A 17,566-nucleotide genomic window follows, 5' to 3' on the forward strand; every position below is an offset into this window, starting at 1 on the left:
TCATCGGGAGGGATGCTTTGATGTCGGTGTCTGCGGAACTCTTAAGACAGATTTCGCTGTTTAAGGACCTGACAGCGGAAGAGTTGGCACACGTCTATCAACTTACGGTTGAGCACCACTATCAACGGGGCGATTACGTTTTCATGGAAGGGCAAGAACGGGAAGCTGTCTATTTTATTCGCCGTGGATTGATTAAGACGTTCAAAGTGGACGACGAAGGACGAGAGCATATCATCAATATTCTTGGCCGTGGCAGTATGTTCCCGCATGTCGGTTTTTTTCAGGACACCCCGTATCCGGCCACCGCAGAGGCGATGGAGCCAAGTATTCTCTTGTCCATTCGTTGTCGCCCATTCGATCAGTTATTGACGGAAAAGCCCGAAATTGCACGCAAAGTCATGCGAGTGATGGGCGAGCGAATTCTCTTGCTACAGTCCAAACTGCAGGAACTGGCATCATACGATTCACATGATCGCGTGATCGCACTGCTTCGGCACTTCGCCGAAGAATATGGGGAGCCGCATGCAGACGGGATTCATGTAAAGCTCCCCATCACGCACGGGGAAATGGCGAACATGATTGGCATGACACGCGAGTCAGTCAATCGCATATGGAACCAGTTGCGACGCGAAGGTGTGCTCAGCGGCCAACGGGATGAATGGATATTCAACTTCGAAAGATTGCAATGAAGGGTTGCATGGCAGGAGATGAATGGTTAACACATGAAAGCCTACACGGAGAGTCCCACCGGTAGATTGTCGGGGATATTTGTGGGTCTAGCCTTTGCGAACTTCCTTGTCGGTGCCAGTCTAGGGGGATGGATGGCTATTCAGCCGCTATCGTGGGCGCGAATTGGGATGATACATGCCGAAATTAACCCGTTTGGATGGCTTACCATGCTCATCTACGGTATGACGTACGCAGTGCTCGCGATATCTGCAGGCCTTCGCCCGCCAAAGGCCTGGGTGGGGTGGATCCACGTGGCATGCGCCGAACTGGCGATCGCGCTGACGGTTTGCGCAGTAGTCTATGGCTGGAGATTGGGCCTTGTGCTAGGCCTCACCTTGCAATGTGTGGCGCCAGCCATTTTCCTTGCAAATATTCTATTGTCCGTCGCCGTGCGCAAGCGGTTACACAGCATGGCGGATCGAGTCGACAAGGGGGAGCAGGATACAAACCTGGCACCTGTGCTGGTTTCGTTGCGCCGTTCACCACAATTTCAGGGCACGGATCGCATTGGGCAAAGAGGAACAGACATTTCGCTGATGCTCTTCTTGGTAGGGACAGGATGGATGCTTGGATCCGCCATTCGCAGCCCTAGTACCACAATGCTCACCACACCAGCAAGCGAATTCTTGGTGTACTATGGTTGGATTGGTGGTGCCATTTTCGCTGTATCGCTTCATCTTTTTCCGCGCTTTATGAGAGTTCGTTTGGGTGGAAGGCTCGCCAATAGCTTGCAGCACATTTGGGTTGCCGCTATCGTTTGTGGCGTGGCAGGTGAACTCTTTGACTCGGTCATCTCACACATCGCAAGTCGCATCCTAGGAGCTGTCATTGTCGTATACGGAGCTGTGTATCTACTTGCATCACGTGCATACAAACCAAAGTTGACAGGTGTGTACCCGTCCAGCGCGAGTCGCATCGCTTGGATAGCTGCCTGGACATTCTGCGTGACACTTGGAGTTGCGTTGATCTGTGGCGTAAACCCCTTTTCTTTATTGGCGTTGCACCTTCTATTTCTTGGTTTTGCTACGAACCTCGTGTATGGCATTGGCTATATGCTCTTTCCTCATCTCTTGCACCGGCAACCGCCTGGGTATGTCATCCCTTTGGCCCAAATCAGCTGTTCCATTCTGGGTTCTTTGCTGCTGGTTCTGGCCTTTGGCGGGTTACAACTTGGATTTCCAGGTAATACGTTTTTGCTTCTCGCCGCCGGTGGCTCTTTGGCATGGGGTGGCGCCTTGGGTTTCATCTTAATCTGGGTGTTTGCCCCTGTGCGGAACCAGAAGGTATGAGTCACAAATGGTCGTCCGGTCTTTTGCCGCCAATTGTCAGTACATGGCGTAGGGACAAGAACAAAAGCATGCTTCCACCGGTCATCGCGAGATCGCTTACCCAAGAGGCCCATCTGACCAAGCTACCCTTCCCAACAGTGAGCGCTATGGCACCGACGATCGTGCCCCCAAAATAGAGTAGCATACTGGTCAGGGCCGTTCGCCGCGGCACCATATCATCGATGAGAGGCGCAGTCTTCCTTTCTGGGCGTTTGCTGAATCGATATTCAAACCATAGAAATGGGACGATTTTCTGCATATATGCGTACATGAGAGCCACGAGTCCGCCAAACCCGAAAACGTAGATGGAGACAAACAGCATTGAGTGTAAGGAAACAAGTGTTGACATTGCAATGCCCAGTTCACCCGCGATACACAATGCCATTGCAGCCAGGGCTTCATATATAGGAAAGGCAATTCTTCTTTTTTTCCGCGCTCTGACGATCCGAAACATATCGCGTGTATAACCTATCAAGCCAATAAGCAGGGTCGTTATACCGACGTCTCTCAATACGTATGTTGTGTTTCCTGCTGAATACCAAGTCGAGACAATCCAGAGCAACACGCCACTGTAATAGAATGAGGCGGTGGCAGCCAAGGACACCCGACAGCCATGGCTAATGACGAACATCGGTACCAACTTGTACGACAAGACCATCACGAGACCGCCCCAAAATGCTAAACCACCGAGCATGATATGTGTCAACAAAACAGCCAGAAACACCTTGTTTGGAAAGGTAGCTTGGAACAGGCCGAGCAGCATGACGAACCATAAGACCGTTACAGGGAGACCTAGGATTCGGTACACGGGCGTCTTGTTACGTGCCCGAACATAATGATGACCGACAAAGGCGAAGTATAAAGCAGTGTTTGCGAATAGAATAGCTCCACCTGCTGCGACAACGGTAAAGCTTGAGGTGATAAATCCAGCCGTCATGGAAGCAACCGAAGCCACATGTATAGGGAGATGCCAGCGCAGAACATGGCGCGGTATTGGTGGAGCCTGAAAGGCAATGGGTATTATCTGAAACAGGACACCAAATGCAACGGTGAGCATAGAACCTAGTATGAACAAATGGATGGCAGCGAGCGACAAGGGGAATGTCACCTCGCCGCGCCGCCAGTCTGGCAATAGGACACCGAGTGAAGCCAAGCTGGGCCAACCCAGACACAGACCTGTGAGGAGGTAGTACACCGTAGCTGAAAGACGCTTTTTTGTCGGGATTGCATCACGCATTCCGCATCGGACTCCTTGTTTTCACTCATCAAGTGTCACATTTTCATCACGCGTAGCCGCCAGTGCCCAGGCTCCACTTCCGTAGTCACGACATTTAATCCCAGGCCTTTAATCGCTGAAATAAGCGGCCCAGGTCGATGCGGCGTGTGGATTTCACATAGTGTCCCGAAGGGGGCCTGATCTACCATCTGAAGAATTTCATGTCTAGGATGAAATCCGTTGCGAATGGCTTCACGCGCATCTATGCTCAAGACTGCACCACTGCGATGCACCACCAGCTGTTCAGCAATATCCATGCGATTCTTCCTTTCCCCACTATTGTTCCTTTTTTGTCACGATGCTCCGGCGTGTACGAATTCCACTCTTACGGCACAGTGTGATACGGGATCAAGCGTTGTGTAACCGTGCCGAGCGATGTGGCTTTGGCAGTATTTGCGCATCTCGAACCGAGCGCTGAGGCTGCCACGTCGAGGTATCGTTTTCATCGAATTGATCCAGGTATTCAATGACCATTCGGGTGATCGCACTCGGGGTTGAGGCTCCTGATGTCACAGCAACGGTCCGCACACCACGCAACCAGTCAGGCCGGATCTGTGCCACGTCGGAGACGAGATGTGCAGGGATCTGGGCAATTTCTTCGGCCACCTGCGCTAAGCGATTCGAGTTGTTGCTGCGCGTATCACCAACAACGATGCATAGGTCTGCCTGACCAGCGAGATCGGCAACAGCTTGTTGGCGCAGTTGTGTAGCCATACAGATTTCGTTATACACTTCGGCCGTCGGAAAGCGACGTTTGACTTGCTCCATCAGTAGTGCCGTATCCCACTGGCTTAGAGTCGTTTGATTGGTCACCGCAATTTTTTCCGAGTCGATGTGCAGTGCCTCCAAATCAGCTGGCGTTTCAATGAGATGTACGTGCTTGGGGTCGATCCCTACTGCCCCTTCTGGCTCTGGATGGCCTTTGCAGCCGACATAAATCACTTCATATCCGTTTGCGACGCGATCCCGAATCAACTCATGCGTACGTTCTACGTCCGGGCATGTGGCATCAATCACGTGTAAGCCCCGTTCCGCTGCACGTTTGCGAACTTGTGGCGAAACGCCGTGCGCGGTAAAAATCACGGTACCACTCGTTACCTGATCAAGAAGTTGCGCACGCGTTCCACCGTCCAGGGTTATGACGCCCTCACGATCAAAGGCATCCACGACATGGTGGTTGTGAACGATCATCCCTACGATGTAAATTGGGCGAGGTAGCGAGGAATTGTCGATAGCGGTTTGGACAATGTTCATAGCCCCGACAACCCCGTGGCAATACCCCCGTGGTGTAATGCGAATGACGCGCATCGTATTCGCCCCCCATTTCATTTGCTGCGTATTCAGAATGACAGAAGTCCACACAGCGGAATGTGTGTCGGATCACATAGAGGGTTCGTGACTTGGGTCACAGGCAGGGAAAGTGAGGCACGCTAACATGCTAGACGGGGGGATTTTATGCCGCATCGACTTAAGAGTTCGAGGCTTTGGGCGGTCATTAGTATTGGGGCTTCTCTGTTGGTCGCTGCAACAGGGTGCTTTGCGCCACAAGCAAAAATGCATACTCTGGATCGCCGGGCAAATCAGGATAGCCAACGTGCGTCGGGATCATCGCCGGCCATAGATGGCTTAGATCAAAAGCCAAAACGTGCCCTGGTTGTACGCAATGGGAGCCGCGTGTCAATCACAATGTACACTGAAGAGACCAAGGTTACCATCGCACCCGGAGTACAGTTTCCTGCATGGACGTTTGACGGTACGGTCCCTGGCCCCGTACTTTATTTACGCCAAGGCGACCATGTGAAGCTGACCTTGGTGAATTTAGATCCACGCATGGCTCACTCAATTGATCTTCATGCCGCACAAATTCCACCAAACCAAGCCTTTACCGATGTGCCTCCTGGGTCTTCGAAGACAATTGAATTTGATGCGTCGACACCGGGCGTGTTTATGTACCACTGTGAAAGTGCACCGATGGCTCTACATATCGCTCAGGGAATGTTTGGTGCCATCATCGTGACACCAAAGGGAGGAATGCCGCCAAATTACGTGATCGTACAAAGTGAGTTTTACAAGCCTTTGGACATCAACGAGGTCCTCAAAGGATCTCCAACATATGTAGTGTTTAACGGTGAAGCGAACGAGTATGTCGATCATCCGCTTATTGTCAAAGTGGGCCAACCTATTTCGATTGCGTTTGTGAATGCAGGGCCGAATGACTTTTCCGCCTTTCACGTCGTGGGGGCCATTATGAGAGATGTACAGGAGTCTGGGGACCCCAGGAACAACACATATGGCGTGCAGACATGCACAGTTGCACCTGGGGATGGTGTGCTAATCCACTTGCTCTTCACAGCTCCTGGCGAGTACTCGTTCGTATCGCACGCAATGAACCAAATGGAAGAAGGTGCGACGGGGGAGTTTGTCGTACACCAATAGTCCGCGAAAACGAAATCCGGTTCATTCGATCTCCTGAGCCATGTTGCTAACTGCGATGGTTTCACAGAAAGCTCCCATTGCATTTCGTTCCGAATTCGATAACAACGGAACAAGATGCGATGGGAGCCGATTTCCCTGTAGGAGCGGACGGAACCTGTCACGCGGATTGATCTTCGGGCAAGTACTTTTTAGCCATATCGTACAGTGCCGCCATTCCTCCATATAAAGTAAAGAAAAAGGAGTCTGGCGCATCTAAAGAAAAGGATCGGTATTTTCTTGGATCCACGCCAAGTATGAACTCGAAAAGCTCGGCGCTATCGTAGGCATAGAAGCAAAAGCTCGTGTAATCGAAGGCAGGCATCTTCTCAAAAATCGTCACAATATCGTGCGCATATGCCTTTACGTTGCGCGACGCCTCGTCGATCATGTGTATAGCGTCAGTGAGATCTACAGATATGCGGATTGTGTGTTCATTGATGAGTTGGATGTCCGCCATATATTCCCTCCTGTTCGCATTGCGAGGTTCTTTCGAGTGGGAAGCAAAGGGCATTTTTCTCTACTGCAACCCGGTAGACAGATAGCGGCAAAAGTTCATCAGGTGACGGTACTTGCGGGCGAATCTGCAGATACCCGTCATCGGCCGTCTCGGGGTTTTCTGAACTTAGCAATGTTCCGTCTGACACAAGTTTGGCTATCACCGAAAGCCCCCACCATAAGGACGGATCGTCCACCCTCGCAGCAGTCGCCAACTGCTTGACCCGAAATACCGACTCGTACGGCATGTGTGCCAAATTGATGACGTGGCGTAAAATTCCGTTTTCATAGACCACAAAAACACGACGATAACCATGTGTCACGTGGCCAAGGGGTAGCCACTCGACGCGTGCAGTCATGCTCCAGTTCGCCCGATTCGTATGCGGAAAGTTTCAGGTCCTCGTTCAAGGTATTCCCATGAGAAAATGCCTGGGCGTTCCAGTTCGAACTGATAGTGTAACGGCTGCGGATCGTGATCATTGACCAGCAACATGGCTTCGCCTGGGCGGAGATTATCAAAGGTCTGGAAAATCACTTTGTGCTTTTGGTGCGGTGGATATTCGGTCGCGTTTACGGTCGCCGCAAATTCATTCACGATAATGGCCTCCTTGGACTGTTATCTGGTTACACCGTGAAGTCTACGCTGGCCGAATACGCGAGAACGTGACGAAAGTCACATTCGATGCGCAGGAATACGCTTAGTCTAAACGTGCGAGAGTGAGGTTTGCGGGAAAACTGGCTGTCTTCTCTCGGTGGTCTTGCATGGGGCGGCGTTTCGCATTCGTCCCTGCGTAAAGCTTTGTGTTATCAAGCAGGAGTAGCTCTGTCATGGTGCGGAAGAGGCGAAAAGGGGAGAGTGGCATGAACTATTTTGCGGCGGCCATCGACGTCCGCCAGTTTGCATCGAAAGTAAAGCATCATGCAATTTTCTCAATTTGGAACGCACTCAGCCCGGGTTCAGCGATGCTCATTATCAATGATCACGACCCGAAACCATTGTATTACCAATTGGATGCAGAGTGCGGGCAAGAATTCCAATGGAATTACCTGGAGCGGGGGCCGGAATGCTGGCAGGTGGAGATTCGAAAAGTTAGACCTGCAGCTGTTAGTTTGGTGCAAGAGGTCGAAGTGGAATAACCATAGGGGGGATTCGTATGTCAGGGAAAATTGTTTCATTGGATGTCCGAGAAATCCTTCGAGCAAAGGGAGAACCCTTCCAGCTCATCATGGAGACGGTCAGCACAGTGGGTGATCGCGACGTTTTTGAACTTCACGCTACCTTTAGGCCTGATCCTTTAATTCGCGTGCTTGCAAAACAAGGATTTGCAAATTCCGTGGTAGAAGAGGAGCCGGATCACTTTATCGTGCAATTCTATAAGGAAGACACGGACATTCCGTATTTTCATTTGGACAATCGTGAACTCGATCCGCCCGGCCCCATGGTTCGAACCCTTGATTTTCTGGACAGTCATAAGGCTTGCACTGAGGGAGAGCTTGGTCTGGAAATTTGGAATGTACGGGTTCCTGCATTCTTATTGCCGGAGTTGGACGAGCGAAACTACAACTTCCAGGTAGAGGACGAAGGGGATGGGACAGTTCGTGTAAAGATTCGTCGAGCATAATTTTTTCGAAAGAAGGTGGGTTTCTTGCAAACGTCTGCGGGCGCCCCTGTGATGGGGGGGATCAGCACAAGCCAATCGCCACCTTTCGCAGTGCCTATCCGCTATATGTTGCTTGGTGTCATATGTTTTGGATTGTTTGCGGTAGACTTCGCATTCCAATCCTTGACGTTTGCCCGCGGTGTACCAGGCACGCCGAATGTGGTTGCTCTTACACACGCTTTGACACTAGGGGCGCTTTTGTCCTTTGTTATGGGGGCAGTTTATCAGCTCACGACCGTTGCTTTTCTGATTCCCATTGCAAGTGTCACCGTGGCTCGATGGAATTTTTGGATATACCTAATTGGTGTCGTTGGATTGTTTACGTCCATGAGCCGATGGTGGCCGCTTGGATTGCTCGTCTTTGGCTTTGTCACAGTGATCTCACTATATCTGTATTGCGCCGTAATGCTCACTTCGCTAGTGAAGACCAAGGCCCGTGGGCCAATGTTTGGGTTTGTCCTGTCCGCACACGTGTATCTCATACTCGCAGTCAGTGTCGCGGTTTTGCTGGTTTTAGCTGATTCGGGATTTGTTCCAGCACTCAATTTGGCTATCGGGCAGTTGATTGCAACACACATTGTATTGGCAGCTGGCGGTTTTTTTACGTTTTTGATTCTGGGTTTCAGTTTAAAGCTTTTGCCTATGTTTACCTTGGCTCACGGGTTTTCGACATGGCGCCAGAAGTGGACACTTCGCTTGGCACATGTGAGTGTCTGGGTGATCATAGCCGCGATTTGGGTTGCCATCCCCATTCTGTTCTGGTTAGGCGTGATTTGTGGTTTACTGACTTTAATAATCCATTTATGGGATATGAAGGACATTATCAAGAACCGTATGCGAAAAAAGGTGGAGTGGCCTATTTGGGGGGTTGTTTCTGCAGTCGTGATGGGGTCTTTCGGGCTGTGTTTGTTCTTACTGCGCCTGTTCTGGCGCGGTGGTGAGGCTGGCTGGCAGATCATCGTGATGTTTTATATGCTCGGGGTCGTGACCATGACCGTCATGGGGTTTGCATATAAAATTGTTCCCTTTCTTATTTGGACGAAGCGGCACAGCAGGGCGCAGGCAACGCGCCAGGGTAAGCCTATACTCATTTCCGATTTAATTGACGTAAGGCGTTCCCGGCCAGTGTTTATTGGGCTCATTGCCGGGATCATCGCAGGCACCACTGCGGCGTCGGTGTCGTGGGCTCCAGGCGTGATTGGGGGATGCATGGTCATTGGCCTTGCTATCGTTATGTTTAGTGTGCAAATGCTGCGCGTCTTAAAATTGCCGACGCTGAGAAAGGAGTTATTTCGCCATGATTGATATGGATGATGTGCGCGCAAAGTTACAACAAGTTTATGATCCCGAAATCGGTGTCAATGTCGTAGATCTGGGTCTTATTTATAAAATGGAAGAGCGTGAGGAAGGAAGTTTATATATTGAAATGACCATGACAACGCCGGGCTGTCCAGCACATGATATGATTAGCGAAAACGTAGAGTGGGCAGCAGCGCAGGCCTCTGGTGTCGCAATGGTCTACGTCGACGTCGTCTGGGACCCGCCTTGGTCGCCTGAGATGATGAGTATCGATGCACGCAGGGAATTGGGATTCATCTAAGCAACAGTCGGTTAGGCCTACTGATTTCGGGATATCTGAGTCGACGTTCATTGTGTTGTGTGTGCGGAAAAACTGCATGTCGTGCGTCGCGTTTTTCCGCATCATTGCCCCTCTGAATCTTTGGGTATGCGCATCAGCCACCCCTCGTCAACCATTCCATTCGTTCTCGATTCGAAGCCGTGCTGATGGCTACGAATCGATTTCGATTTCGACAAATTCATTGTGAATTCGTACGCGGAAGGTCTCCAATGGAATGGTGCACGGCATGCGTGTAGCATCACCTGTTCGAATGTCGAATGCTCCACCGTGACATCTACAAACAATCTCATTTCCGTCTATATCACCATCGGACAAAGAACAATCTTGGTGAGTACAGATGCCAGAGGTTGCGAACCATCCGTCCTCAAGGTGGTAGAGATTGACCTCAATCCCGTTAACAGAGAAGCCTTGCACACTCCCCACCGCTACGTCTGAACTATGACAAACACGATACCAAGACACGACACTCATCCTCCTCTATTTCGGTGATGACAATTCCCAATCGGCAAGCCGAAACCAGTAAGTCCTTTTTAAACGTGGGCAGACAGTATTGTTTCCTGCAATTGTGGGTCGCTGTGTGAAGAATGTGGATGGATAAGCACCCAGATTCCAGATCCCCCTGGCCATATTCGCTTTTCCAATCGATACTCAAAGCAGCAATCGTGTAAGGTGTATTCGAGTTGGCGAGTGAACTTAGCCAGATCTTCACTGGGCAAGATGAGCAGCGCTGGTGGTTGTACCTGCTCTTTCGCAACGTCGAACAACCAACGTAGCAGTGTGCGGAAGGACTTTGAATCTTGTTCACGCGAGTCTACGAGAAAGCGATTGATTCCCAGACCAGCAGGGTAATATTGTGTCATGAAATCCGTAGTTGTAATTTCTAGGGTAGTATGCAGATATCCATAGGACTCCATGGTGCGGTGAAGCGCGATCGGACGAAATGGTGTGCGCACTTGTAATACCAGGTTTGTATCATGAATATGAGCGGATTGTAAAAACGAGTTGAGTAGCGTTAGATCAGCCAGTGATCCACCTCGAGTGTCGACTTCTACGATTTTCATGGCTATCTTGCCTCCGTAGATGTACTCTTTGAGCCTAGTTCGACAATACGGAAGGTCGTTAACCTATCGTGTGAGATGTATCACGGTTTACCCATATACGTTCGCTCGTTCTTTAATCGTTCAGAATACAGATGCATCTTGGCACGTGAAATCGTGACGTAACGCACAGAAGTAGAGCCCAAAGTATGCCACGATTTCATTAGGCAACATCATCTGCCGTGGTGCTCGAAGGATGCGAGTGCCAATGGAGGGATTCTGCATGGTGGAAAAGATCTCACTACAATTTCGAGACAAGCAAGTTCAAGGCGTTCTCCAACGTGATGAGACGAAATTTGTACAGCTTTCGTTGGCACCCCATAAAGGACTGACTAAACATCGTACTCCACACAATCTCACGGTATTGGTTCTAACAGGTAGAGTGCTATTCACGATTGAGGAACAGTCGTTTGTGCTTGAGGCATCGGAAATGCTGGCCGTCGATCCGGGAGTGGAGCATGCGATTGAGGGTATTGAACAAAGCACGGTCCTCCTGATCCTGACCCCACATCTTAAGCTGTCGGAAACCACCCCCGTTTTACCAGAGACTCAAACTTTGGAGCACGAAAACGCCTATCGACATCCCGAGCTTATTGAATACATTGCGCCGGAATTACGGCCACTCGTCGATGATCATATAGCTTTGTGCAAGGTATTGGAGGCCGTAGCAAGGGTGCCAAATGAGAGGGAGATTCGTTCTGCTTTGGAGATGATCCAAGCAGAACTGCAAACGCATTTTGTGGCGGAAGAGCAAGTCGTTTTCCCGCGCATGGCGGCACACGTAGGGGGGCAAGATGTCGGCCCTGTGGCCCGGTTACTTGCAGAACATGCTCACATCAGGCGCCTCTATGCAGAAGCGAGAGAGTTGCTCAAAACGTGGGAAGAAACCGGCGATGCTCACATACATGAGCTGGTGACAGATAAGATTCAGCAATTGTCTGCTTCACTCCTGAATCATCTCGGGAAAGAGGATAGCCATTTATTCCCCATGGCGAGTAGGTTATTAACCCAAGAGGAGAAAGTCGCCGTTGCCAAAGAGCTGCAGGAGTATATGCACAAGACGTCGTGATCAATGGGCGGGATTAAAGGTCGAAGGATATGCCAAGGCGTTCATACTGATGCATAAGCCCGACACAAATGAGAAGTGGAGGGATGGTCTTGATTACCAACGAACAGGTGCTTGAAGCACTTCGTGACGTTGAGGATCCCGAGGTTCATCGAAGTATCGTTGAACTGCAGATGGTGAAATCGATAGAAATCAACGGTGCCCACGTTCGCGTAGAGGTGCTGCTTACCATTCGCGGTTGTCCCCTTCATACGACAATTGAAAGAGCGGTTCGTGAGAAATTGTTATCGCTTGATGGAGTGCACACTGTCGAAGTTGCAATTGGGCACATGAGCGACGAAGAGCGCGCGCGCTTTGCTGAGATTGTGCGCGGGAAGCGATCACAAACGGCTATTCCAGCCATCCTTGACCCAGCTCTAGGTATAGAATTTATCGCGATCGCGTCCGGAAAAGGGGGAGTCGGCAAGTCCACGGTTACGGCGCACCTTGGCTATGAACTGGGCCAGTTAGGGCTGCGCGTGGGAATCGTCGATGCGGATATATACGGGTTTAGTATTCCTGGGATTTTTGGAGTACAGTCACAAAGGCCGACGATGATCGACGACTTGATTATGCCAATTGAACTAGGAAATCTGCGTTTAATTTCGATGCAGTATTTCGTTCCGGACAACAGTCCGGTTGTTTGGCGAGGCCCTATGTTGGGCAAGATGCTGAGAAATTTCTTCGGCCAAGTGTACTGGGGCGAACTGGATGTGATGCTGCTCGATTTACCGCCGGGAACAGGTGATATTGCGCTTGATATACATCAGTTGATCCCAAAGAGTAAGGAGATTATTGTTACAACCCCACATGCCGGGGCAGCTGAAGTCGCCGTTCGGGCGGGACTCATGGGGTTGCGGACAAATCACGAAATTTTGGGCGTCGTCGAGAACATGTCATATTTCGTGTGCCCTGGTTGTGGGGAAAAGGCATACGTGTTCGGTCAGGGTGGGGGAGAACGTGTTGCTCGAGACCTGCAGACAGAACTTCTTGCACAAATCCCCATTTCAAACCTAGGACTGGAGACTACTAGCCCTTTCGATACGGTGGGAACGCAGCGTGAATCGTATCAGCGATTGGCTGAAAGGGTCATGTCGGTGGTCAGATTGAGAGGATAGTCGGTGTGGTTTACTCTTGATTTAAAAGCGGATGTGCGAGGAGGAATCAATCATGAAACCGCGCATCGATTACACTCGGGTCGAACCCGAAGCCGTACGCGCAATGTATGGATTGGAAGACTACATTCGTTCTACGGGTCTGGAACGCAAGTTACTTGAACTCGTCAAAACGAGAGCATCCCAGATTAACGGATGTGCGTACTGTTTGGACATGCACACGAAGGATGCAAGAGCTGCTGGCGAGACGGAGCAAAGGCTATACGCTTTGTCCGCATGGCGCGAGGCCCCTTTTTACTCAGAGCGCGAGCGAGCTGCTCTTGCTTGGACAGAAGCCGTGACGCTGGTATCACAAACGCACGTCCCCGATGATGTATACGAACTCGCGAGGGCGGAATTTACCGAAGCGGAGCTTGTTCAGCTGACTATGGCAATTGTGGCCATCAACGGTTGGAATCGATTGGCCATCGCAATGCGATCAATACCGGGCGACTATCAACCCAAGAAGCGATGACCGCGTATTGCGAGAGTACGCTTCCCACCCAACGGGTGATTCGGGCGGCTGGCCGGGCGTTCCATCGGAACATCGAAACGGGGCTGTCACAAAAGTGCAGGCATGGGTGTTGACCCATGCCTGTCCTATTTGAATGGCTGGTTGAAGCATCTGGTAAAGTCGGTCCATCAAACACGCGAGTCGTTTTGAAGAGTCGTTACACGTATTTTTGCAAGGCTTCTACCAATGCGTAATACCGACCAACAATAAAAGGCCACTCATGTTTTGTGTAACGTCGAGCTTGGGTTTCTCGCATTCGGCGCATGACTTGGACAATATGCGTCAAATCATCTGTTTCAAATGAAAGTAACCACTCGTAATCACCCAATCCAAAGTTATAAACCCCATTCGTTAGAATCCCAGGGAATTCGCGTCCGGCTTCACCATGTTCTTTAAGCATTGCCCCACGTTGATCAGAAGGCAGCAGGTACCACTCGGCAGTACGGATGTACGGATAGAAGCACAGGTACGCCTTCGTTGGAATGCCTTGCAAAAAGGATGGGACGTGCTCTGGGTTAAATTCCGCTGGATGGGTCATGCCCACAAACGACCAAGGTATATTTGTTGCTCTTCCTAATTTCGAACGGCGAAGATCCAGTTGTAGATTTTGCAGGTCGACAGGATTATGAGCATACATCCACAAGAACACGTCTGTATCGGCGCGGAAGGCTTGTGTTACGTATGAACCTCGAAGTGTCACGCGAGCTGCGTAATCCTTAAACAACTCGATCGCTTCACCCGCGGCTAGTTGCCGAGCTGCCGGCGTTGTCTCATTCCATCGATCATTAAACTTCAGTGCAAGATGTGCCGTAAAAATGGTTTCCATAACCATCCCTCCGTGGATAGCGGGCGTCGAGTAGTCATTTCGGGCTTTCCAAGGCTATCATGCGTCATGTGGGGACGGCTGCGTTTGATCTGGATCACAATCGAGAATACATGTTTGAAAGTCTGGATGAGTGGGAGGAGAGATCTGGGCGGTTTTTAGCTTTCGGCAAGGAATGATGGGACTAACCAATACATGATTCCCTGTCATACCCTGCCGGAGATATTTGAGACGTTTTCAGACGCGGAGTTGGTCACTCTGTAAAGTCATTGATTTGTGGATTTCTCGCGGCAAGCAGGGCAAATTCCCTTGACCTCGACATGATAATCTTCGATTTCAAACCCTGTGGCTTCCGGCGGCAATTGGAACTTCGGCTGTTCCTCCATGTAAAAGTCGATGAGGGCACCGCATTGTATACAAACCAGATGATGGTGTGGCTTGACATTGATATCGAAACGGCTCGGCCCATCCCCGACTGTGATTTCCTTGACCAAGCCGAGTTGGGCGAAGTTCTTCACCGTATTGTACACAGTCGAAACACTCATGCTTGGGAAGGTCGGATGAACAGATTGATAGATATCATCGACCGTCGCATGTCCCTGGTAATCCATAAGAAACTGCAGAATAGCCTCTCGCTGGGGAGTTACTCTGAGACCGGACTTTTTAAGCAACTGCACGATGTTCGTGGTCTGTCCGTACACGTGCCTCCCCTCCTTTCTCTTCTCCATTAAATGTATCAGATGTGTTTTGACAAAGCCAAGTGTATTTTTTATAATCTGACCTAGATAATAATTATTATCAAAAAGGATGTGATATTATTTAAAATCGAGTAGGAATAGTCGTTTTTATCTACGGCGGCCATCGTATAGCCCTCGTATAGATGATGTCGGCATGTGAGCGATCTTGAAGGAGGAAATCAGACATGTCTCTCATAGGAACCGAAATCAAACCGTTTAAGGTTACAGGATACCGTAATGGCGAATTCGTCGAAGTTACCGATGCAGATTTAAAGGGCAAGTGGAACGTCCTTTGTTTTTACCCAGCAGACTTCTCGTTTGTGTGCCCAACGGAATTAGAGGACTTGCAAGATCAATACGAGACGCTGAAGTCGCTTGGCGTCGAAGTGTACTCCATTTCTACAGACACCCATTTCACACACAAGGCATGGCACGATGCGTCGCCTGCCATCGGCAAAATTACGTACACCATGCTCAGCGATGCGGCACATACTTTATCGCGCAACTTCGATGTCCTTATCGAATCGCAAGGCATTGCGGAACGTGGGACCTTTGTTCTGGACCCAGACGGTGTAATACAGGTATACGAAATCCATGCCGACGGTATTGGCCGCGACGCAAGTACGCTGGTCAATAAAATCAAGGCCGCACAATACGTGCGTAACCACCCAGGCGAGGTTTGTCCAGCGAAGTGGAAGGAAGGGGAAAAGACGCTCAAGCCAAGCCTCGACCTGGTCGGCAAGATTTAAGGAGGTCGAGCAATGGTACTTGATGATGACATCCGCGGACAGCTGATGCAATACCTCCAGTTGATGGAGGGCGATGTGATCATCCGTGTGAGTGCAGGATCGGACGAAGTATCGAAGGACATGCTGGCCCTCGTCAATGAGTTGGCCGGCATGTCGGGACATATTCGCATTGAACATGTGACGCTGCCGAGAACTCCGAGTTTCACGGTCAATCGGGTCGGCGAAGATACGGGCATCGCCTTTGCAGGCGTTCCTCTGGGTCACGAATTCACTTCGCTAGTCTTGGCACTCTTGCAGGTAAGCGGTCGGACGCCAAAACTGGATGAGACGGTCATTCGGCAAATCAAAAGTTTAGATGGCGACTATCATTTTGAAACGTATGTTAGCTTAAGCTGTCATAACTGTCCGGATGTCGTCCAGGCTTTAAATGCGATGAGCGTTTTAAATCCTCGTATAACGCACACGATGATCGACGGAGCAGCATACAAGGCAGAAGTTGAAGCAAAGAACGTGATGGCGGTGCCCACTGTATATTTAAACGGCGAATTGTTCGAAAGTGGGCGCATGTCCGTCAGCGACATTTTGGCGAAGTTGGGCAGTACACCAGATGCGGCGGAAATTGCGGATCGCGATCCATACGACGTATTGGTGCTGGGCGGTGGCCCTGCGGGGGCAAGCGCCGCCATTTACAGTGCGCGCAAAGGGATTCGCACCGGTATTGTCGCCGAGCGGTTTGGCGGTCAGGTTTTGGATACGCTGGGGATTGAAAACTTCATCAGCGTCAAATACACCGAGGGGCCGAAATTCGCGGCTCATTTGGAAGAACACGTACGGCATTACAACGTAGATATCATTTCATCACAACGCGCAAAGCAGTTGCGTAAGGGTGACCTTGTGGAAGTCGAGCTGGAGAATGGCGCGGTGTTGAGGAGTAAAGCGGTGATTATCGCGACAGGGGCACGTTGGCGGACACTGGGTGTGCCAGGAGAGGCGGAACTTAAAAACAAAGGTGTCGCGTATTGCCCGCACTGTGACGGCCCTTTATTCCAAGATAAGCACGTCGCGGTCATTGGCGGAGGGAACTCTGGAATAGAAGCGGCTATCGATCTCGCTGGTATTGCCCGGCATGTGACCGTTCTTGAATTCCTACCTGAGTTGAAAGCCGACGACGTATTGCAAAAACGGCTATTTAGTCTGGCGAACGTCACTGTGCTCACCAATGTCGAGACGAAAGAAATTACTGGTGGCGATAAGGTTGATGGTATCACCTACGCGGAGCGGAGTTCGGGGGAAATCAAGCACATTGAGTTGGACGGCGTCTTTGTGCAAATTGGACTCGTACCGAATACCGATTGGCTGGGAGATGCCGTGGAACGTACGCGTATCGGTGAGATCGTCGTCGATAGTCGGGGAGCGACGAGCGTACCTGGCGTCTTTGCGGCAGGGGATTGCACGAATGCTCCATACAAGCAAATCATCATATCGATGGGATCGGGCGCAACTGCTGCCTTGGGTGCATTTGATTATCTGATTCGAACCTGACGGTGGCTTGTAGCTAAAACCGGAAGCGCTCCGACGTTTCCGTTATCTTTCCGTTATCACAATGAAGTGAGAGGCCAACAGCCTTTGTAATAGGGTGGTACCGCGAGCAAAGGGGCTGTCCCAAAAGTGCCAAGCGCACTTAGGGGGAGCCCCTTATTTATGAAAATCTGTTTGAATGTTGCCCTACATGTCCACAAAAAGAATCGCCCTTCCGGTAAAATGTAAGTGCGAACAAACATCAA

Annotated in this window: 22 protein-coding genes; 12 read left to right on the top strand and 10 right to left on the bottom strand. The window is 50.5% G+C overall.

Going from position 1 to position 17,566, the window contains the following annotated elements; genetic code table 11:
* The first annotated feature begins 20 nt into the window (after positions 1-20).
* Entirely contained in the window at positions 21-689 is a 669-nt protein-coding gene (locus tag QMF38_RS14485) for a Crp/Fnr family transcriptional regulator (RefSeq protein ID WP_058095778.1), read from the top strand.
* 33 nt (positions 690-722) lie between these two features.
* Entirely contained in the window at positions 723-2,018 is a 1,296-nt protein-coding gene (locus tag QMF38_RS14490) for a hypothetical protein (RefSeq protein ID WP_157057309.1), read from the top strand.
* A 1-nt stretch (position 2,019) separates the two neighbouring features.
* Here the strand turns inward: QMF38_RS14490 and QMF38_RS14495 are convergent, their stop codons facing one another.
* The 3 genes from QMF38_RS14495 to QMF38_RS14505 all read right to left on the bottom strand — a co-directional run bounded on the left by QMF38_RS14495 (position 2,020) and on the right by QMF38_RS14505 (position 4,641).
* Entirely contained in the window at positions 2,020-3,294 is a 1,275-nt protein-coding gene (locus tag QMF38_RS14495; protein WP_281759852.1) for a hypothetical protein, read from the bottom strand.
* Between the two features lie 35 nt (positions 3,295-3,329).
* Positions 3,330-3,590 carry an amino acid decarboxylase gene (locus tag QMF38_RS14500; protein ID WP_281759853.1) on the bottom strand — a complete coding sequence of 87 codons (261 nt, stop codon included), beginning with the start codon at positions 3,588-3,590 and terminating at the stop codon, positions 3,330-3,332.
* A 91-nt stretch (positions 3,591-3,681) separates the two neighbouring features.
* The gene (locus tag QMF38_RS14505) at positions 3,682-4,641 is read right to left on the bottom strand and encodes a 4-hydroxy-3-methylbut-2-enyl diphosphate reductase (protein WP_281759854.1); all 960 of its coding nucleotides are present in this window, start codon (positions 4,639-4,641) and stop codon (positions 3,682-3,684) included.
* Positions 4,642-4,788: 147 nt separating this feature from the next.
* Between QMF38_RS14505 and QMF38_RS14510 the strand changes: the two genes are divergently transcribed.
* Positions 4,789-5,769 (top strand): multicopper oxidase domain-containing protein, encoded by a 981-nt coding sequence (locus tag QMF38_RS14510; protein WP_281759855.1) that lies wholly within the window; start codon positions 4,789-4,791, stop codon positions 5,767-5,769.
* A gap of 157 nt (positions 5,770-5,926) precedes the next feature.
* Here the strand turns inward: QMF38_RS14510 and QMF38_RS14515 are convergent, their stop codons facing one another.
* From QMF38_RS14515 to QMF38_RS14525, 3 genes are read right to left on the bottom strand one after another with little or no spacing between them, the layout of a single operon-like run.
* On the bottom strand, positions 5,927-6,265 hold the full coding sequence (locus QMF38_RS14515; RefSeq protein WP_281759856.1) for a hypothetical protein: 339 nt from the start codon (positions 6,263-6,265) through the stop codon (positions 5,927-5,929).
* A complete protein-coding gene (locus QMF38_RS14520) occupies positions 6,240-6,662 on the bottom strand; it encodes a hypothetical protein (protein ID WP_281759857.1) in 423 nt (140 codons plus the stop codon). The genes QMF38_RS14515 and QMF38_RS14520 overlap by 26 nt, the downstream gene beginning before the upstream one ends.
* Complete coding sequence (locus QMF38_RS14525) at positions 6,659-6,898, bottom strand: DUF2249 domain-containing protein (protein WP_006448243.1); 240 nt, start codon at positions 6,896-6,898, stop codon at positions 6,659-6,661. Before QMF38_RS14525 ends, QMF38_RS14520 begins: the two co-directional genes overlap by 4 nt.
* A gap of 266 nt (positions 6,899-7,164) precedes the next feature.
* Between QMF38_RS14525 and QMF38_RS14530 the strand changes: the two genes are divergently transcribed.
* Genes QMF38_RS14530 through QMF38_RS14545 form a run of 4 tightly spaced genes read left to right on the top strand, consistent with a single transcriptional unit; the run spans position 7,165 to position 9,564 of the window.
* On the top strand, positions 7,165-7,440 hold the full coding sequence (locus QMF38_RS14530; RefSeq protein ID WP_281759858.1) for a DUF2249 domain-containing protein: 276 nt from the start codon (positions 7,165-7,167) through the stop codon (positions 7,438-7,440).
* Positions 7,441-7,457: 17 nt separating this feature from the next.
* Positions 7,458-7,925: a DUF2249 domain-containing protein gene (locus tag QMF38_RS14535; RefSeq protein WP_281759859.1), complete on the top strand. Its 468-nt coding sequence runs from the start codon at positions 7,458-7,460 to the stop codon at positions 7,923-7,925.
* 24 nt (positions 7,926-7,949) lie between these two features.
* The gene (locus QMF38_RS14540; RefSeq protein WP_281759860.1) at positions 7,950-9,269 is read left to right on the top strand and encodes a hypothetical protein; all 1,320 of its coding nucleotides are present in this window, start codon (positions 7,950-7,952) and stop codon (positions 9,267-9,269) included.
* Between the two features lies 1 nt (position 9,270).
* Positions 9,271-9,564: a metal-sulfur cluster assembly factor gene (locus tag QMF38_RS14545; RefSeq protein WP_083496272.1), complete on the top strand. Its 294-nt coding sequence runs from the start codon at positions 9,271-9,273 to the stop codon at positions 9,562-9,564.
* Positions 9,565-9,753: 189 nt separating this feature from the next.
* Here the strand turns inward: QMF38_RS14545 and QMF38_RS14910 are convergent, their stop codons facing one another.
* Positions 9,754-10,074: a Rieske (2Fe-2S) protein gene (locus QMF38_RS14910; protein ID WP_390854757.1), complete on the bottom strand. Its 321-nt coding sequence runs from the start codon at positions 10,072-10,074 to the stop codon at positions 9,754-9,756.
* 59 nt (positions 10,075-10,133) lie between these two features.
* Complete coding sequence (locus tag QMF38_RS14550) at positions 10,134-10,664, bottom strand: hypothetical protein (protein ID WP_281759861.1); 531 nt, start codon at positions 10,662-10,664, stop codon at positions 10,134-10,136.
* Between the two features lie 259 nt (positions 10,665-10,923).
* On the opposite strand from QMF38_RS14550, the gene QMF38_RS14555 reads away from it, so the two are divergent.
* From QMF38_RS14555 to QMF38_RS14565, 3 genes are all read left to right on the top strand, one after another.
* Complete coding sequence (locus QMF38_RS14555; RefSeq protein ID WP_281759862.1) at positions 10,924-11,769, top strand: hemerythrin domain-containing protein; 846 nt, start codon at positions 10,924-10,926, stop codon at positions 11,767-11,769.
* Positions 11,770-11,858: 89 nt separating this feature from the next.
* A complete protein-coding gene (locus QMF38_RS14560; protein ID WP_281759863.1) occupies positions 11,859-12,923 on the top strand; it encodes an Mrp/NBP35 family ATP-binding protein in 1,065 nt (354 codons plus the stop codon).
* 52 nt (positions 12,924-12,975) lie between these two features.
* Positions 12,976-13,434 (top strand): carboxymuconolactone decarboxylase family protein, encoded by a 459-nt coding sequence (locus QMF38_RS14565; protein ID WP_058095700.1) that lies wholly within the window; start codon positions 12,976-12,978, stop codon positions 13,432-13,434.
* 196 nt (positions 13,435-13,630) lie between these two features.
* Here QMF38_RS14565 and QMF38_RS14570 read toward each other — a convergent pair whose 3' ends face one another.
* On the bottom strand, positions 13,631-14,299 hold the full coding sequence (locus tag QMF38_RS14570; protein WP_281759864.1) for a chlorite dismutase family protein: 669 nt from the start codon (positions 14,297-14,299) through the stop codon (positions 13,631-13,633).
* Between the two features lie 263 nt (positions 14,300-14,562).
* The gene (locus QMF38_RS14575) at positions 14,563-14,997 is read right to left on the bottom strand and encodes a Fur family transcriptional regulator (protein ID WP_281759865.1); all 435 of its coding nucleotides are present in this window, start codon (positions 14,995-14,997) and stop codon (positions 14,563-14,565) included.
* A 221-nt stretch (positions 14,998-15,218) separates the two neighbouring features.
* Here QMF38_RS14575 and ahpC point away from each other — a divergent pair, with 221 nt between their 5' ends.
* On the top strand, positions 15,219-15,782 hold the full coding sequence (gene ahpC, locus QMF38_RS14580; protein ID WP_281759866.1) for an alkyl hydroperoxide reductase subunit C: 564 nt from the start codon (positions 15,219-15,221) through the stop codon (positions 15,780-15,782).
* 12 nt (positions 15,783-15,794) lie between these two features.
* A complete protein-coding gene (ahpF, locus tag QMF38_RS14585) occupies positions 15,795-17,324 on the top strand; it encodes an alkyl hydroperoxide reductase subunit F (protein WP_281759867.1) in 1,530 nt (509 codons plus the stop codon).
* The last annotated feature ends 242 nt before the right edge of the window (positions 17,325-17,566 follow it).

The sequence above is a fragment of the Alicyclobacillus hesperidum subsp. aegles genome, from assembly GCF_027923525.1.
In the GTDB taxonomy this organism is placed as follows: Bacteria; Bacillota; Bacilli; order Alicyclobacillales; family Alicyclobacillaceae; genus Alicyclobacillus; species Alicyclobacillus aegles.

Coding starts and splice junctions, on each gene's coding strand:
- QMF38_RS14510 (WP_281759855.1), top strand. CDS start 4,789: ATGCCGCATCGACTTAAGAGTTCGAGGCTTTGGGCGGTCATTAGTATT.
- ahpC (WP_281759866.1), top strand. CDS start 15,219: ATGTCTCTCATAGGAACCGAAATCAAACCGTTTAAGGTTACAGGATAC.
- QMF38_RS14545 (WP_083496272.1), top strand. CDS start 9,271: ATGGATGATGTGCGCGCAAAGTTACAACAAGTTTATGATCCCGAAATC.
- QMF38_RS14550 (WP_281759861.1), bottom strand. CDS start 10,664: ATGAAAATCGTAGAAGTCGACACTCGAGGTGGATCACTGGCTGATCTA.
- QMF38_RS14505 (WP_281759854.1), bottom strand. CDS start 4,641: ATGCGCGTCATTCGCATTACACCACGGGGGTATTGCCACGGGGTTGTC.
- QMF38_RS14485 (WP_058095778.1), top strand. CDS start 21: ATGTCGGTGTCTGCGGAACTCTTAAGACAGATTTCGCTGTTTAAGGAC.
- QMF38_RS14520 (WP_281759857.1), bottom strand. CDS start 6,662: ATGACTGCACGCGTCGAGTGGCTACCCCTTGGCCACGTGACACATGGT.
- QMF38_RS14535 (WP_281759859.1), top strand. CDS start 7,458: ATGTCAGGGAAAATTGTTTCATTGGATGTCCGAGAAATCCTTCGAGCA.
- QMF38_RS14495 (WP_281759852.1), bottom strand. CDS start 3,294: ATGCGTGATGCAATCCCGACAAAAAAGCGTCTTTCAGCTACGGTGTAC.
- QMF38_RS14515 (WP_281759856.1), bottom strand. CDS start 6,265: ATGGCGGACATCCAACTCATCAATGAACACACAATCCGCATATCTGTA.
- QMF38_RS14910 (WP_390854757.1), bottom strand. CDS start 10,074: ATGAGTGTCGTGTCTTGGTATCGTGTTTGTCATAGTTCAGACGTAGCG.
- QMF38_RS14555 (WP_281759862.1), top strand. CDS start 10,924: ATGGTGGAAAAGATCTCACTACAATTTCGAGACAAGCAAGTTCAAGGC.
- QMF38_RS14500 (WP_281759853.1), bottom strand. CDS start 3,590: ATGGATATTGCTGAACAGCTGGTGGTGCATCGCAGTGGTGCAGTCTTG.
- QMF38_RS14530 (WP_281759858.1), top strand. CDS start 7,165: ATGAACTATTTTGCGGCGGCCATCGACGTCCGCCAGTTTGCATCGAAA.
- QMF38_RS14570 (WP_281759864.1), bottom strand. CDS start 14,299: ATGGAAACCATTTTTACGGCACATCTTGCACTGAAGTTTAATGATCGA.
- QMF38_RS14565 (WP_058095700.1), top strand. CDS start 12,976: ATGAAACCGCGCATCGATTACACTCGGGTCGAACCCGAAGCCGTACGC.
- QMF38_RS14490 (WP_157057309.1), top strand. CDS start 723: ATGAAAGCCTACACGGAGAGTCCCACCGGTAGATTGTCGGGGATATTT.
- ahpF (WP_281759867.1), top strand. CDS start 15,795: ATGGTACTTGATGATGACATCCGCGGACAGCTGATGCAATACCTCCAG.